Raw genomic sequence first — 15388 nt, 5'->3', positions numbered from 1 at the left:
AAGCGGCTGGCAGCTTTCCAATTAACTCAATCCATTTCATATACAGATCAATCTATGCGAACCATAACGGTCGAATTCTCCTCATCTTCAGAGACACGGAATTATCCAATCCACATCGGTAACGGTATTCTGGGTCAGTCGGAGCTTGTTGCGTCCTGTCTCAAACAGAAGCGTGTGGCCATTGTCAGCAATACCACAGTCGCGCCCTTGTATCTGGATAGTCTCTCTGCTGCGCTTGAGCAAAAAGGCGTACAGTCGATTCCCATCATTTTGCCCGATGGTGAGGCCTACAAGAACTGGGAAACGTTGAATCAAATCTTCGATGCCCTGTTAAAGAATCATTGTGAACGTACTACAACCATCCTGGCACTTGGCGGCGGAGTGATTGGCGACCTGACCGGGTTTGCCGCAGCTACCTACCTGCGCGGTGTGCCGTTTATCCAGATACCGACCACATTGCTGGCGCAGGTCGATTCCTCTGTTGGCGGCAAAACCGGGATTAATCATGCGCTGGGAAAAAACATGATCGGCGCATTTTATCAGCCGCGCATGGTACTTGCCGACAGCGCTACGCTGGATACGTTGCCGGACAGGGAATTGCGGGCGGGCATTGCGGAGATCATAAAATATGGCTTGATTCGCGATCCTGCATTTTTTGAATGGCTTGAAAAAAACATGCAGCGGTTGCTTTCACGCGATCCAGCAATTCTGAATGAGGCAATTCAACGCAGTTGCGAAAACAAGGCTGAAATTGTCGCAGCAGACGAAAAGGAGAGCGGGGTGCGCGCTCTGCTGAATCTCGGCCACACATTCGGTCATGCGATCGAGAATGGCATGGGTTATGGTGTCTGGCTGCATGGTGAGGCCGTTGCGGCTGGAACCGTGCTGGCTGCAGATCTGTCACGGCGCATGAAATTAATCAACGAAGCTGATGTGGCGCGTATTCATGCTATTTTTCAGCAGGCTGGTTTGCCGGTTAAAGCTCCCAGGCTCAAACCGGAAAGATATCTTGAGTTGATGGCGCTGGATAAAAAGGTATCCGCCGGAAAAACCCGTTTTATTCTGCTCAACCGTATTGGCGAAGCCGTGATGCGCGCGGATATTCCACCCGAGCTGATTATTGATACACTGAATACCTGTATGACGCATGAGTGAACTTGCACCGTATGCTGTATCCGAAAAAAACTCCCGTGGCCGAACGTTTGGCGAATCACCACCTGTGGGTCGTGGTGAGTTCCAGCGCGACCGCGACCGAATAATTCATTCAAAAGCTTTTCGGCGACTCGAATATAAAACCCAGGTATTTGTCAACCATGAAGGAGACCTGTTTCGCACGCGCTTGACGCACAGCCTGGAAGTGGCTCAAATTGGACGTTCGATCGCGCGCAATTTGTATCTGAACGAAGACTTGGTGGAAGCGATCACGCTTGCGCATGATCTTGGGCATACTCCGTTCGGTCACGCCGGACAGGACGCATTGAACGTGTGTATGAAGGAATATGGTGGTTTTGAACATAATTTGCAGTCATTGCGGGTGGTCGATATTCTGGAAGAGCGTTACGCCGCGTTTGACGGGTTGAATCTGTGTTTTGAGACCCGTGCGGGCATCCTGAAACGTGCGTCAAAAAATAATGCCCGCAAGCTGGGCGCTGTGGGAGAGCGTTTTATTCAGAATACAAGGCCGTCACTAGAAGCGCAGCTGGCTAACTTTGCCGACGAAATTGCTTATAACAATCACGATGTTGATGACGGGCTGCGTTCAGGACTGATTTCACTTGAGCAGCTAATGGAGGTCAGTATTTTTTCCCGGCATCTGAATGAAGTCAGGAAAACCTATCCCGGGCTCACAGAACGACGGTTGGTTTATGAGACCGTGCGCAGCATGATTAACACTCTGGCTATCGATTTAACGACACAAAGCAGACAGAATATAGCCAGGGCGCAATTGCACGGTCTGGATGATGTGTATCTGGCGCCGCCGCTGATCGGTTTCAGCGATCCCGTCAAAAAAGAGCAGCAACAGCTGAAAAAATTCCTGTATGACAACCTGTACCTGCATTATCGTGTAATGCGGATGAGCAATAAAGCGTCGCATACGATCAGGCGGCTGTTTGAAGCGTTCAGTTCCAATGTACGCCTGCTTCCCGTCAAATATCAACACAAATTCGAGCAGGAAGGCCATCAGGCCATCGCTGATTATATCGCGGGCATGACCGACCGCTACGCCATTCGCGAGTATCAGCGGTTGTTTGCGATCACACAGGATTAATAATTGGTATAAAAATTTGAAGTCCTGTGCGCTTAAATCGGGTAGAGAACCGGCAACCTATTCGCTAAAATATGTTCCAAAACTGAAAAAGACAATGTTGTTTTTATGACATGTGACTACCAATTGAGTCGTTTTTGAGGTAAATACAATGCGAGATACATCACTTCATACCATAAAACATGGATGGACTGTAGTGATAGCCTGTCTGGTTTTTTTCGTTTATACAACAACTGCACATGCCGCAGAGCGGGTGATTCACGAAATAGATTTTACCGGAAAGGGTGAAGGCAGTGCGCTTGCCTGGCTTGAACAACAGGGGTTCGAATTCGAACTGGACGCCAAAGCGCTGGCACCACGATTTGAAAACGATGCTCTGGTCATCAGCACGCAGACGGAGACGGCGGGTTTATTTGGCCTGAGATTTGCAGAGCAGGATTTTATTCACAACGTTAAACGTGTGGAAATTGTGTGGGGAGTCAATCAATATCCCGAGGGTGCAGACTGGAATAATGGTGTCAACGGCGTGCCGATTGCGGTCATGTTGTCGTTTGGTACGAAGAAGCTGTCAAGTGGATTACCATTGGGTCTCAAGTCCGCGCCTTACTTTCTGAGTCCGTTTATCGGCAAGGAAGAAGAGCCAGGTAAAATGTACATCGGTAAACTCTGGCGCGAAGGTGGCCGCTATTTTTGTGTGGCTTCGGGTGATCAGTCGGGCAAAACCATTACCACGGATTTTGAAGTAGACGAGCGATTTAAAACGGTCTTTAACCAGAAGAAAACACCGCCTATTACCGCGTTCGCTTTCCAGAAGAATACCAGTAAAACACAGGGTGCATCGGAAGCGTTTATCAAGAAAATCACATTCCTGTCTGAATGACTGTCAATGGGCGGGACCTTGATAAGCATAAATTTGTTCAATATTTAACTGTGAATCATCGGTGAAGAAGATCAGCTTTTATGTGACCGGCAATGTCCAGAATGTCATGTTCAGGCAGACGTTTATTCGCGGCGCACAACAGCGCAAACTCGAAGGTGGCGCCTCAAACGATGCTGCAGATACGAACCGTGTGCATTGCTCGCTTGTGGGCGATGCAGCTGCGATCGATGAAATGATCGGGAAACTGCAGGCTGGTAAACCCATCAACTCGTGGCAGGCCCGCGTTGAATCGCTGCATGTCTGCGACCATTTTATCGAGTTATTCGAACATCAGGTGACCACCGATAATGTCAGCCGGTTTAACTGGTCGCCCAATGTCGAATTTTATCTGTGATGCTTACGGCAGCACGACCAGCGAATCAAACCAGGCGTTACCGCTGAGCAGCGCCGGAATTGCACAGTCCGAGTGCCCTCCGAAAAACAGCGTTTCCAGGCTGACATCAGCGCTCACGGCGATAAAGTAATCCATGGCGACCAGAGCGTTGGCGTAGGGCACATGTTCATCATCCTGGCAATGATACAGGCGCATTGGTGAAACCGGCGTCCAGCGATACACGTCGTTGTGCGCCAGCGCTACTCTGAGCGGGTGGTTACCGCCGTTCTCCAGCGCGGCAAGCAGAACGGGCGAAAACAGTTCTTGTGCCGTTGCTGGCAGCGCGTCATCGATCATGTCGCCGTCGTTTGAGCCGTCAAACAGGCCGGGCACTGCAGAGGCAATGTTTTCATTGAAAAGATTTTCAAGGTCATCTTCAAATCCGTAAATCTGGTTGTAAGCGAGCAGCACGTAAGGAAAATACATCGGCTTGGGCAAGGGACCGCCCGACAATGCCTGCTGGAGCATGGTGCCGGACAAATCGTAGGCACCCGCCATTGGTGCTGAAGCGGTGATGATAAGCTCGTCGGCATGGTGGGTTTCGATTTCGCGCTGTGCTGCCATGGTGGCATAGCCGCCTTCGGAATAACCAGCCAGAAACAGTTGCCCGTTCAACGGAAAACCGCTATCTGCCGCCAGGGAGCGCACGGCGCGGATCAGGTCGATCGTCGACCAGGCCAGTGTTTTGGCGTGCATGAACGGGTGCAGGCCGGTATTGTCGCCAAATCCCAGATAGTCCGGCACCAAGACTGCATAACCACGTGCGGCCATCAGATACAGCGCCAGGTCGGCGCCTGTTTCCTCAGGGTTGATGCTTGGCGCCTGGTCGCTGCGGGTAATGGTGCCATGCTGGAAGCTCAGCAGCGGCGCACCCGCCGGTATACCCACCGGCATGCCGACAACGCCGGACGCAGAAACAAGATTGCCAAATGCATCCTGTGTCTGGTATCCGATCCGGTATACGGTAACATCATAGCGCAATTCTAGTCCGGCGAAGGCGGCTATCGGGTATTCCAGCGCAATCTGTTCGACTGTTCTGGTCTCCATCAGTGTCGCCGAAAGCAGAGCCCCTCTGCCTGCCGTGGCGGATACGGGCGTGGCATTCGTAACCCGGAATACATCGCCACCGTCATGATTCAGCGTTGCGCGGTATAGTTCGCCACGAAACCCGACCAGCGGAATTGCTATGGTCAGGTCGTCGTCGACAATTGCAAGCACGGATTCAAACGTACTGACGTCGCGCGCTGTCGTACTGTTCAGTCGGAATGCCTGTGCATTTTCGGTCGCTGGATTCATTTGTACGGAATAGGTCAGTCCGTGATAGTGCGTCCAGGGCAGATAGAGTTCCAGTTTGTCGGAGAGCAATGCGACGGCATGCAGTGGTGTGCAAGTGGTAACTACCATTAATGCGGTTAAAAAACGTAACAGATTTCTTAACCGAAGCTGGTGATGTGTGCAAATGTCATGGTTCATAATGGTTTGTCTTTTCTTTCCATACACAGGTTTGTTTTGATAATTTTTTGAATTTTTTAGTTTTTGTGAAAAAAAATATAAATCTCACGTTAACACAAAAAATGCCAATCAATTTGTTCTTTTGAAACCGCTTTGCACGGCGCCTGTGTGTACTGGTTTTGCATCCGGCGCAATGCAGGAGGCGGTTTATTGGTGAGACTGAAACAACAGCGTTAACGGGTGTTAAAATATTACGCTAGTTATAACAGTTTTATTGAATATCAATGAAATCAAGCAATCAAATGTTTGTGGAGGCTATGATGTTTGTTCAATTGAAAATGCGTTTGCTGGTTCCGGTCGCTGGATTGGTTTTTCTGCTGGCCGGTCAGCCAGTGGTGGCTGACGCGCCCGATTCCAAAAAGGCCGGGCCGATTTTGCTATTGCTTGGCAAGGAACAGGATCTGACAGGTTGCAATCCGCTTGGCAAAGTCACAGGTGCATCAGAGGCCGAGGACAGCGATATGACCTATCCGGAACGTCTGATTATCGCCCGCGACAGGCTGCGTGCAGAAACAGCAAAGCTGGGCGGTAATACAGTGCATATACTACAGGCCTATAATACTGCGCGTTATGCAATCCCTGGAGTCGAACAAAGGATTATGTTTACGGGAAACGCGTATGTGTGTGAATAATTCGACTGAGATATTGTTGCAGGAAAATACCGACAGCGATTTTGTTTATCGCCCACATTAAATATTGAAAAGACAGCAGAATGCGCGTTCGTAATTATCCGGCAATGAGTTTGTGATGTATACAATGAGGGCAGAATGGACGAAGCATCGATTAACGTATATTGCCTGGCCTGCCAGATCCGGTATCTGGCAAGACAAGTACAATGATGCGATAGAAACTTATATGGCACTGGTCAGAGAGATAGCGTGTTTTGAACCGGTGCGCCTGCTGGTGCCACCGGCGGATTATAAATCAATTGTTAATCGGCTGGATGTGCAGGAACCGAATGTTACCGTTATTCCGGTACAGATTGACGACGGCTGGGTACGGGACAGCGGGCCGATCTATGTCAGCGATGATAACGACAATGCACAGAAAATCCTGAAATGGAAGTTCAATGCGTGGGGCGAGAAGTACACCCCTTATCATAACGACGCCCGACTTCCTGACTATATTTCACAGCTGGATAACATGGGTCTGATTGAAGCGCCGCTATATCTCGAGGGAGGCGCTTTTAGCGTTGACGGCGAAGGAACATTGCTGACAACCGAAAGCGTCGTGCTAAATACTAATCGCAACCCGGGTTTGGATAAGGTTGAAGCAGAATCGTATTTTCAGGATTTGCTTGGCGTGACAAAAGTGATCTGGCTGCCGTGGGGTCTTTGCGACGATGAAACGGATGGTCATAGTGATAATGTCGCAGCGTTCATTCAGCCGGGCATGATCGCAGCTTTATGCAGTGATGACGTTACCGACCGGAATTACGAGATTTTGAAAGAAAATCTGGCTATTCTGAATCGGGAGACGGATGCGCGGGGGCGCAGCCTGCAAGTGGTGCCAATTAATCAGCCATCACCGATGTACGCTGGTGAAAGACGGCTTGCAGCTTCATACATCAATTTTTATTTTGTCAACGATGCGCTGTTGTTTCCGGTTTTTGGACAAAAAAACGATATCGCCGCCGTCGATGCTATCAAACGGGCTCTTCCAGACAGAAAAATTGTTCCGTTTGACGCAAGCAATCTGGTTGTCGGAGGAGGAGGTATCCATTGTGTCACTCAACAGTGGCCGTTCTGACGGGTAGTTGGAATACTGTTGATAGAGCCACAGCCCCGTTCGTGGCACGGGCATAAACCGGTTTTTCGAGTATAGGCTAAATGGATCGGGCCAGGTAGATGAGTCTCCGGCTTACATGGCGAGTACGAAAATTTGCGTTATACTGGCTGGCATTATTCATATTTCCAATCTTCTATCAGAATCCGTGTTATGAAAATTCATGAATATCAGGCCAAGGAAATTCTGCGGCAATATGGAGTGGCAACGCCACGCGGTATTGCCTGTTTCAACGTCGATGAGGCTGTAAACGCCGCGCAGCAACTCGGTGGCGATACCTGGGTTGTAAAGGCGCAGATATATGCCGGTGGGCGAGGCAAGGGCGGTGGCGTCAAGATCGCACAATCGATTGAGGAAGTCCGAGAATTGGCCGGTAACATGTTTGGCATGCAGCTGGTAACGCATCAGACCGGTCCGGATGGGCAGACTGTTCACCGGTTGTTTATCGAGGAAGGCGTGAGTATCGTCACTGAATATTATGTCGGTATGGTAGTCGACCGTGACAGCCAGCGTGTATGCATGATGACGAGCGCTGAAGGCGGTATGGATATTGAACAGGTGGCGGCGGAAACGCCGGAAAAAATCCACAAGCTGATGATTGATCCAATTGCCGGGATATCGGACGATGAGGCGTTGGACATGGCGGCAAAAACCGGTATTCCTGATGCGAGTCGTGGTGCAGCTGCAACGTTGCTGAAAGGACTGTATAAGGCATTTGACGACAAGGACGCATCGCTTGCCGAGATTAATCCGCTGGTGTTGACGGCAGACAACCACATACTCGCACTCGATGCAAAAATGAACTTTGACGATAATGCGCTGTTTCGTCATCCAGAAATCGCCTCTTTGCGTGATCTCGATGAAGAGGAACCGCTCGAAATCGAGGCTTCTGAACACGATTTGTCGTATATTCCGCTCGACGGTAATATCGGTTGCCTGGTTAACGGCGCCGGACTTGCGATGGCAACGATGGATATCATAAAACTTTATGGCGGTAATCCGGCCAATTTTCTGGATGTTGGTGGCGGTGCAACAGCGGAGAAAGTGACCGAGGCATTCAAGTTGATGTTAAAAAACCCAAAGCTTGAAGCGATTCTAGTCAATATTTTCGGTGGCATTATGCGTTGTGACGTGATCGCGGAAGGTGTGGTGCAGGCGGCGCGTGAGGTTCGGTTGACAGTACCGCTGGTAGTCCGTCTGGAAGGGACTAATGTGAAGCTTGGCAAACAGATACTTGCAGATTCAGGTCTTTCCGTTATTGCTGCCGGGAATATGGCCGATGCAGCGCAGAAAGTTGTCAGGGCGGCTGAAAACGCCTGATTTGTCATGTATTCGATTAATCTAGTGAAGGAGCTGTGATTCATGTCCATCCTTATCAATCAGAACAGCCGTGTAATGACTCAGGGAATAACCGGTAAAACAGGTCAGTTCCATACCCGAATGTGCCGTGAATACGCGAATGGTCAGTCATGCTTTGTGGCAGGTGTCAATCCGCGCAAGCCGGGCGAAAACTTCGAGGGCATACCGGTTTACGGTACAGTCAGGGAAGCCAGGGAAGCCACGGGCGCTACTGTCTCGGTGATATATGTGCCACCGCCGTATGCCGCTGCAGCGATTGATGAAGCGGTCGAAGCGGAACTTGATCTGGTAATCTGTATCACCGAAGGTATCCCGGTACGTGACATGATCCGTACGCGCTATAAAATGCGAGGCAAAAAAACCCGTCTGATCGGTCCGAATTGTCCCGGTATCATCACACCTGATGAAATCAAGATTGGCATTATGCCCGGGTATATTCATAAAAAAGGGCGTATCGGTGTGGTATCGCGATCGGGCACACTGACCTATGAAGCGGTTGCCCAGCTGATGGAGCAGGGGCTCGGACAATCAACCTGTATCGGCATCGGTGGTGATCCGGTCAATGGATTGAAACATCTCGATGTGATGCGGTTATTCAATGATGACGATGAAACCGATGCAGTGCTTATGGTCGGTGAAATAGGTGGTACTGATGAAGAAGAAAGCGCGCGCTGGATCAAGGACAATATGCGCAAACCTGTCGTTGGGTTTATTGCCGGTGTTACGGCACCGCCGGGAAAGCGGATGGGGCATGCCGGCGCGATCATTTCGGGAGGCAAGGGCACGGCGCAGGAAAAGCTTGCGGTTATGGAAGAATGTGGAATACAGGTAACGCGCAATCCCGCTGAGATGGGAAAATTGCTGAAGTCTGCGCTGGGTTGATTGCGGTGAGTACTTTATCCATGTGATTTTGTCGGGTTCGGTAAGCAGTACCTTAAAAAGGAAAGCATCTCTCGTGCCGTGCTGTATCTTCCGGCATGACAGCGTAGTAACGTTGTACCTGACAATAACACATGGATAGAGTTCTAGATTCATTTTTATCTGTTTCGCGTACGGGGATAGTAGATGCAAACAAAGATCCATTTTAAATATTGTGTTGCTGCGTATGTTTTTTTAACGGTGTCAGGCTGCGCTCTGCTGGAACCGGTCTTGCAAACCCCGAAACCACCCAAACCGGCCGCCAAACCGTCTATAGAACGTCCGGCAGGTCCATTGCCGCCAAGTACCCGGCCAACCTATAATCTGATGGGTTATCCACCCGGTTCTCAAGAGGGTTATATAGACGGTTGCGAAAGCGCCAAAGGCTCCAAGTGGGGCTTTAAAGACCGTGAGCGGTATGAAAGCGATGGTCAATACCGGACCGGCTGGGATGACGGCTATGCTATATGCGGTAAAAAGAAATAATTGTCAAAACGTATTGACGGATTGAAGCTGTTTCTATGAAATACATGCAATTGGGCATATTGACGGGAGTCTTGTTGTTGATCTGTATGCCGTTATCGCTGGCCGCCGAACAGCAAGCTGATCCCGCAGCGATAGAACAACTTCCTGTAACAATCCAGCAAAAACTGGGCAAAGCCGGTATCCCGCTATCAGCTGTCGGCATTTATGTGCATAAAATTGGAGCGCCGCACCCCGTTCTTGCATTGAATGCTGATGCCGTCATGAATCCGGCGTCTGTTATGAAACTGATCACGACTTATGCCGGGCTCGAAATTCTTGGGCCCGCATATGCCTGGCAAACTGTTTTGTCTGCGCACGGTGAAATATCCGATGGCACCCTGCATGGCGATCTAATTATCAAGGGATATGGCGATCCAAAGCTGGACCTGGAGCATTTCTGGCTGTTGATTCACCGTCTGCGCCAGACCGGGTTGGCACAGATTACTGGCAATCTGGTTCTGGATCATAGCTATTACGATATTCCACAAAGTGATCCCGGTGCGTTTGACGGTGAGCCATACCGAACATATAACATTCTGCCTGAAGCACTGCTGGTCAATTATCGTTCCACGGCGCTTCATCTCATGCCGGATATCGAAAAGAAAGGAGTCAGAGTGGTTGCTGATCCGATACCCGATTCGTTGCACGTTGTGAACAATTTGAAGCTCACCGACAAAGCGTGTGGGGGCGGCTGGCGCAATTATCTTGACGTTGAAATTCAGCATGGTGAAACAGTCAACAATTCACTGCAAATAATACTAAATGGCAGTTTTTCTGCGCGCTGTGGCAGGCAATCTATCATGCTGGGCCTGCATGACAGCGCAACATACACACGGGATTTGTTCAAGCGTTTCTGGTCGCAGCAGGGCGGCGTTTTTGATGGCGAAGTCATTATGGCAGAAGCGCCTGCAGATTTGTTGCATATCAAGACCTATTATTCACCGCCTCTGGCTGAGGTGATACGCGGCATTAACAAATTCAGTAACAATATTGCTGCACGCCAGTTATTTTTGACACTTGGAACGGCCGGTTCGACAAATCGCACACGCTCCCCGGCTACACTCGACAAATCCGAGCACGCCCTGAAACAGTGGCTGGCATCCAAACAGCTGTTTTTCCCCGAACTGGTTATCGAAAACGGTTCTGGGTTATCGCGAATTGAACGGATTAGCGCAAGGCACATGGGAGAATTGCTGTTAACCGCTTTTAACAGTCCGGTGATGCCTGAATTTATTGCATCTTTACCGATTGCAGCGGTTGACGGTACCATGAGAGGCCGACTTGCCGGTACGGTGGTCAGTGGTCTTGCGCATATGAAAACCGGGACACTGAATAACGTCCGGGCGCTGGCCGGTTATATGCTCGATCAATCCGGACAGCGTATCGTTGTCGTCGTTTTTGTTAATCACCCGCAAGCTGTAAATTCTCGCGATGCAATGGATGCACTGCTGCAGTGGGTTTTTGACCGATAGCGTGTGTCAAGATACCGTCAAATAAGGAAATTAAATGATTAACCTGGCAATACAGCTGCTGGCGGGACAACTCAATCAGCATTTGAAACGAACCTATGCAGTTAATGAAGATGTGGCGATTGTTTCCAATCTGTTAGAAATGGATGGCAGCGTTGCGCCAAATATACATAACAAACTTGTAATCTTTTTAACTAATATTGAAAAAGATGCTGTGTCGGCCTCACTGGGGGGAAACCAGGGCTTTGGCGAAAGGGCCCTGCAACGCAACACCGCACTGCATTTCAATCTGTATGTCATGATGACTGCAAACTTCACCGGCAACAATTACGCCGAGGCCTTAAAGTTTTTATCCAGTACGATCAGTTTTTTTCAGCGAAACCCGATGTTTAGCCATCATACGGTGCCAGAGATGGACAAACGAATCGAGAAACTGGTCTTGGATATAGAAAATTTGTCAGTACAGGATCAGAGCAATTTATGGAGCACTTTAGGCGGGAAATATATGCCTTCGATATTGTACCGCGTGCGCATGGTTACATTCGATTCGGAAGACATCATCGGCCGCCAGCCAGTTGTGACTGTTCCGGAATCTTCGGTCCCGCCTATGGGTAATAATTGACAGCTGGCAACATTTGCATTTACAGTGTGGCCAAAAGAATCTCAGAGGGTGAGCCAAAGTTACAATGGAGCGTGAATCAAACCGATGAATGCCTACCAGTTGCTTTTTAATGTTTCTGTAGAGCATATGTATTTCACCGATCATGTCTGCAAGTCACTTAATTTTGTTCCAACGGTGAAAACGGTCCACCTTCTCAACCGCCCCGGGTTTCTGTTAAAAACAGTTGCCAATCGTCTTTCTGTTTTTTTTGAAACAGACAAAATCGATCGCCTGCATTTGTACGCTGAAGACGAATTGTCATTTACCTTCAAGGTATTTTCGAGAGATCCAAGTTTTTTTTGGTATACAGCACCCGCCAGGCCATCCTCGAACGCGTTATTGTTTTTTGACAATCAGCAGTCCGCTATAAAAACGGATGGAAAACAACTGTTACATCGTGAACGCTTTGTGTCCGAGCGTGATTATCAAGATTCAGGTTCGGACCGGATAAGACAATGCCTTGAATCGCGAGACTATCATGTGCCCCCCTGCTTCATCGTTCAGTTCACCATGCTCACCGAAAGTTTATTACTAACACCGGGTCAGGGCTCCGAGGCCGTGCGTAATTTTGTTATTTCGTTTACAAGCAGCAAGACACTCTGGAAATATTATCTGATGGGGGACTTGTCCCGACGCAGTCTGTATATTCGGGATCTGGACAGTAAGTTAATGTTTGAAGAAATCGGAAAAATCATATTGCCCGGCAATCACCCGGCCAGAATGCTTCAATCAACACGAGCAATACAGATGCACGAACTGCCGCAACAGCGATTGCAACTCAGAGAGTCGCAGAATCGAGGGGACAAGATACTGATTAATAGATTGCCGAACGCTTCAGTCAATCATTTGCATGGCGACACGGTGAACGGAAAAATGCATCATATTTCAGAAATTTACGTACATTAAATAACATGGTAATGACCGGATTCTCGGCTGCATGCTGTTTTTTGAAATCAGTCCAGGTTAATCAATGTAAGACGTAGACAAAGGCGCAGTTATTCAAACTAGAGGAGCAAATCATGGGGCAGTACAAGACACCAGGTGTTTACATTGTTGAAAAGAATGCGTTTCCTAATTCCGTAGTGGAAGTTGCGACTGCGGTGCCTGCATTTATCGGGTATACGGAGCGTGCTGACAACCAGGGAAAATCGTTGTTAAACAAAGCATGGCGTATTTCTTCAATGTCGGAGTTCATCAGTTATTTCGGCGGTGCACCCAAATCGCAGTTTGAAATTCAGGAAGAAAAACCCGAGGATGAAACATCGGCAGAGGCGGATTTTTCCAGTAATGAAAAGGAATATTACCTGGTGCATCAGAAACAAAGGTTTTTGCTGTACTACAGCATGATACTTTTCTTTCAGAATGGCGGTGGGGCATGCTATATCATTTCAGTTGGCAAGTATGGGGAAGGTGCCATCGATAAGGCCAAGCTTGAGGGCGGTGTCAAGGTACTGCTAAAAGAGCAGGAACCTACCATGGTGGTCATTCCAGACGCCATGTCAATCGACAAGGAAGATGATTGTATAGCATTGCAGCAGGCGGTTCTTAAACACTGCGGTTACGCGATGAAGAATCGATTCGGAATACTCGATGTCTATAATGGTTACAGGGACCAACAGGATCCTGACGGCAACTGCATCGATAATTTTCGTAATAAGCTCGGGACCAGTTTTCTGGATTTTGCCGCGGCTTACTATCCCTGGTTGAATACATCAATTGTCCAGCCTGGCGAATTAAGTTTTACTAATATTGCCAATCCGGATGCGCTAAAAGAACTCCTGGATGCTGAAGTCGACAACAGTCAGTTGATCGACGCAAAAAAAACCGAAATCAAGGCGGAAATCAAAAAAATATCAACTGCAGACGATCCAGAATTACACAAGACCCTGAATGTTGTTAGTCCGATTTACGGAACAATCCTGCAGGCCGTCAGAAGCCGTTTGAATTTGCTGCCTCCTGCTGCTGCCATGGCGGGTATTTATTCAATGGTAGACAATTCCCGCGGCGTCTGGAAGGCACCGGCGAATGTCAGTATAAACAGCGTGGTTTCACCATCGGTGGAGATTACTCATGACGAACAGGAAGATTTGAACGTTACCACGGCTGGTAAATCGATCAATGCCATACGCTCGTTTATCGGTGAAGGAACACTGGTTTGGGGAGCGCGGACACTGGATGGCAATAGCCTGGATTGGCGGTATATCAACGTGCGCAGGACCATGATCATGCTGGAAGAATCGATCAAACTGGCCACCAAGGCTTATGTATTCGAACCAAATGTTTCCAATACCTGGGTAACGATCAAGAGCATGATTAACAATTTTTTAATCAGTATCTGGAAACGCGGTGGATTGGCCGGCGCAACACCCGATGACGCATTCGGTGTTTATGTTGGTCTTGGAGAAACCATGACGCCGCAGGATATTCTCGATGGTATGCTGCGTGTTACAGTGCTGGTTGCTTTGAGCCGCCCGGCTGAGTTTATTGAGATTACGTTCCAGCAGCAAATGCAGAAATCATGAGATGTGTATTCACAAAAATTGATTAAATAGCAACGTACATTATTTTTATATTTTAAAGACAGAGGTGAACTATGGCAGATGATGGATCAAGTCAGTCAACATCAGTTTGGCCCATGCCAAAATTTTATTTTCAGGTTAAATGGGATTCGCAGGTCATGTCATTTCAGGAAGTAAGCGGTCTTGATATTCAATCCGAGGAGATCAAATACCGGCATGGCGACAGCCCTGAATTTTCAGTCATTAAGATGCCCGGTATGAAAAAAGTTGGCAATATCACCATGAAGAAGGGTGTATTCAAGGGTGATAATAAATTCTGGGACTGGTTTACACAGATTAAAATGAATACCATCAAACGGCTACCGGTAACCATCAGTTTGCTGGATGAGGGTGGCAATGCCACAATGGTGTGGACACTGACGAATGCTTGGCCTACCAAAATCACTGGTACTGATTTGAAATCGGAAGGTAACGAAGTGGCGATTGAAACCATTGAGATTGTTCATGAAGGACTGACAATTGCCAATGGCTGATCAATCGACAGCGCGCTTACCTGTTTTACGCATGGCAAGGCGGATGAACTGAAAAATGCAGGATGCATCTTCGAATACAATTTATCCGCCTTCTGCGTTTTATTTCAAGGTTATGTTCGGTGGCACGCATGAGAACGCAGATACTTCTTTTCAGGAAGTGTCCGGTATAACTACGGAAATTGATTTGGAAACAGTAGTAGAAGGTGGTGAAAACCGCTTTGCCTATAAATTGCCGAAAGGAATCAAACATCCCAATCTGGAATTAAAGCGTGGCATTGCGCCAAAAGATTCACCACTGGTGAAATGGTGTATCGCTGTTTTGGAGGGTGATTTCGTGTCGGCAATTGAAACGCAGGTTATCCGTGTATTTTTAATGAACGAGGACAAGACACCGATACGCGGCTGGCTTTTTGATTCAGCTTTTCCCGTGAAATGGGAAATTGAAAACTTTGGTTCGACCAAAAACGAGGTGGCTATCGAAAAGATAGTATTGAACTATAATTTTTTAAAACGAATTGTCTGATGTGA

The 15388-nt window shown here is 48.4% G+C and carries 16 protein-coding genes; 15 read left to right on the top strand and 1 reads right to left on the bottom strand.

All coding sequences use genetic code 11. From position 1 onward, the window contains the following. The first annotated feature begins 54 nt into the window (after positions 1–54). The 4 genes from aroB to BMX44_RS03860 all read left to right on the top strand — a co-directional run bounded on the left by aroB (position 55) and on the right by BMX44_RS03860 (position 3540). Entirely contained in the window at positions 55–1155 is a 1101-nt protein-coding gene (aroB, locus tag BMX44_RS03875) for a 3-dehydroquinate synthase (protein WP_281246241.1), read from the top strand. Continuing rightward, entirely contained in the window at positions 1148–2269 is a 1122-nt protein-coding gene (locus BMX44_RS03870; protein WP_090628287.1) for a deoxyguanosinetriphosphate triphosphohydrolase, read from the top strand. Before aroB ends, BMX44_RS03870 begins: the two co-directional genes overlap by 8 nt. Positions 2270–2417: 148 nt before the next feature. Beyond that, positions 2418–3146: a hypothetical protein gene (locus tag BMX44_RS03865; RefSeq protein ID WP_090628286.1), complete on the top strand. Its 729-nt coding sequence runs from the start codon at positions 2418–2420 to the stop codon at positions 3144–3146. Between the two features lie 61 nt (positions 3147–3207). Beyond that, a complete protein-coding gene (locus BMX44_RS03860) occupies positions 3208–3540 on the top strand; it encodes an acylphosphatase (RefSeq protein ID WP_090628285.1) in 333 nt (110 codons plus the stop codon). Positions 3541–3543: 3 nt separating this feature from the next. On the opposite strand, the gene BMX44_RS03855 is transcribed toward BMX44_RS03860, so the two are convergent. Beyond that, positions 3544–5052, bottom strand: coding sequence for an alpha/beta hydrolase family protein (locus tag BMX44_RS03855; protein WP_090628284.1), 1509 nt, complete (start codon positions 5050–5052; stop codon positions 3544–3546). A 263-nt stretch (positions 5053–5315) separates the two neighbouring features. Here BMX44_RS03855 and BMX44_RS03850 point away from each other — a divergent pair, with 263 nt between their 5' ends. The 11 genes from BMX44_RS03850 (at position 5316) to BMX44_RS03800 (ending at position 15383) form a co-directional block, all read left to right on the top strand. Then, positions 5316–5723, top strand: a complete 408-nt coding sequence (locus tag BMX44_RS03850; protein ID WP_245738819.1) for a DUF4156 domain-containing protein — start codon at positions 5316–5318, stop codon at positions 5721–5723. Between the two features lie 115 nt (positions 5724–5838). Continuing rightward, positions 5839–6840, top strand: a complete 1002-nt coding sequence (locus BMX44_RS03845) for an agmatine deiminase family protein (protein ID WP_090628282.1) — start codon at positions 5839–5841, stop codon at positions 6838–6840. A 189-nt stretch (positions 6841–7029) separates the two neighbouring features. Then, positions 7030–8196, top strand: a complete 1167-nt coding sequence (gene sucC, locus BMX44_RS03840) for an ADP-forming succinate--CoA ligase subunit beta (RefSeq protein WP_090628281.1) — start codon at positions 7030–7032, stop codon at positions 8194–8196. A gap of 42 nt (positions 8197–8238) precedes the next feature. Next, positions 8239–9117, top strand: coding sequence for a succinate--CoA ligase subunit alpha (gene sucD / locus BMX44_RS03835; protein ID WP_090628279.1), 879 nt, complete (start codon positions 8239–8241; stop codon positions 9115–9117). Positions 9118–9300: 183 nt separating this feature from the next. Continuing rightward, complete coding sequence (locus BMX44_RS03830) at positions 9301–9639, top strand: hypothetical protein (protein WP_090628278.1); 339 nt, start codon at positions 9301–9303, stop codon at positions 9637–9639. Between the two features lie 35 nt (positions 9640–9674). Next, entirely contained in the window at positions 9675–11150 is a 1476-nt protein-coding gene (gene dacB, locus BMX44_RS03825; RefSeq protein WP_090628277.1) for a D-alanyl-D-alanine carboxypeptidase/D-alanyl-D-alanine endopeptidase, read from the top strand. A gap of 34 nt (positions 11151–11184) precedes the next feature. Continuing rightward, complete coding sequence (locus BMX44_RS03820; protein ID WP_090628274.1) at positions 11185–11769, top strand: Pvc16 family protein; 585 nt, start codon at positions 11185–11187, stop codon at positions 11767–11769. A gap of 84 nt (positions 11770–11853) precedes the next feature. Next, a complete protein-coding gene (locus BMX44_RS03815; RefSeq protein ID WP_090628271.1) occupies positions 11854–12714 on the top strand; it encodes a hypothetical protein in 861 nt (286 codons plus the stop codon). A gap of 113 nt (positions 12715–12827) precedes the next feature. Further along, entirely contained in the window at positions 12828–14330 is a 1503-nt protein-coding gene (locus tag BMX44_RS03810) for a phage tail sheath family protein (RefSeq protein ID WP_090628267.1), read from the top strand. Positions 14331–14443: 113 nt separating this feature from the next. Further along, a complete protein-coding gene (locus BMX44_RS03805; protein WP_218143917.1) occupies positions 14444–14860 on the top strand; it encodes a phage tail protein in 417 nt (138 codons plus the stop codon). A 55-nt stretch (positions 14861–14915) separates the two neighbouring features. Continuing rightward, complete coding sequence (locus tag BMX44_RS03800; RefSeq protein ID WP_090628261.1) at positions 14916–15383, top strand: phage tail protein; 468 nt, start codon at positions 14916–14918, stop codon at positions 15381–15383. The last annotated feature ends 5 nt before the right edge of the window (positions 15384–15388 follow it).

It is taken from the genome of Nitrosomonas marina (assembly GCF_900110145.1).
GTDB classification, from domain to species: Bacteria; Pseudomonadota; Gammaproteobacteria; order Burkholderiales; family Nitrosomonadaceae; genus Nitrosomonas; species Nitrosomonas marina.
The sequence above is the reverse complement of the archived record's forward strand: the minus strand, read 5'-3'. Positions and strand labels throughout refer to the sequence as shown.

What these genes read in the sequence shown, in the direction of transcription:
- dacB (WP_090628277.1), top strand. Translation starts at nt 9,675, where the DNA reads ATGAAATACATGCAATTGGGCATATTGACGGGAGTCTTGTTGTTGATC.
- BMX44_RS03865 (WP_090628286.1), top strand. Translation starts at nt 2,418, where the DNA reads ATGCGAGATACATCACTTCATACCATAAAACATGGATGGACTGTAGTG.
- BMX44_RS03850 (WP_245738819.1), top strand. Translation starts at nt 5,316, where the DNA reads ATGAAATCAAGCAATCAAATGTTTGTGGAGGCTATGATGTTTGTTCAA.
- BMX44_RS03805 (WP_218143917.1), top strand. Translation starts at nt 14,444, where the DNA reads ATGCCAAAATTTTATTTTCAGGTTAAATGGGATTCGCAGGTCATGTCA.
- aroB (WP_281246241.1), top strand. Translation starts at nt 55, where the DNA reads ATGCGAACCATAACGGTCGAATTCTCCTCATCTTCAGAGACACGGAAT.
- sucC (WP_090628281.1), top strand. Translation starts at nt 7,030, where the DNA reads ATGAAAATTCATGAATATCAGGCCAAGGAAATTCTGCGGCAATATGGA.
- BMX44_RS03870 (WP_090628287.1), top strand. Translation starts at nt 1,148, where the DNA reads ATGAGTGAACTTGCACCGTATGCTGTATCCGAAAAAAACTCCCGTGGC.
- BMX44_RS03815 (WP_090628271.1), top strand. Translation starts at nt 11,854, where the DNA reads ATGAATGCCTACCAGTTGCTTTTTAATGTTTCTGTAGAGCATATGTAT.
- sucD (WP_090628279.1), top strand. Translation starts at nt 8,239, where the DNA reads ATGTCCATCCTTATCAATCAGAACAGCCGTGTAATGACTCAGGGAATA.
- BMX44_RS03810 (WP_090628267.1), top strand. Translation starts at nt 12,828, where the DNA reads ATGGGGCAGTACAAGACACCAGGTGTTTACATTGTTGAAAAGAATGCG.
- BMX44_RS03800 (WP_090628261.1), top strand. Translation starts at nt 14,916, where the DNA reads ATGCAGGATGCATCTTCGAATACAATTTATCCGCCTTCTGCGTTTTAT.
- BMX44_RS03830 (WP_090628278.1), top strand. Translation starts at nt 9,301, where the DNA reads ATGCAAACAAAGATCCATTTTAAATATTGTGTTGCTGCGTATGTTTTT.
- BMX44_RS03845 (WP_090628282.1), top strand. Translation starts at nt 5,839, where the DNA reads ATGTATACAATGAGGGCAGAATGGACGAAGCATCGATTAACGTATATT.
- BMX44_RS03820 (WP_090628274.1), top strand. Translation starts at nt 11,185, where the DNA reads ATGATTAACCTGGCAATACAGCTGCTGGCGGGACAACTCAATCAGCAT.
- BMX44_RS03855 (WP_090628284.1), bottom strand. Translation starts at nt 5,052, where the DNA reads ATGAACCATGACATTTGCACACATCACCAGCTTCGGTTAAGAAATCTG.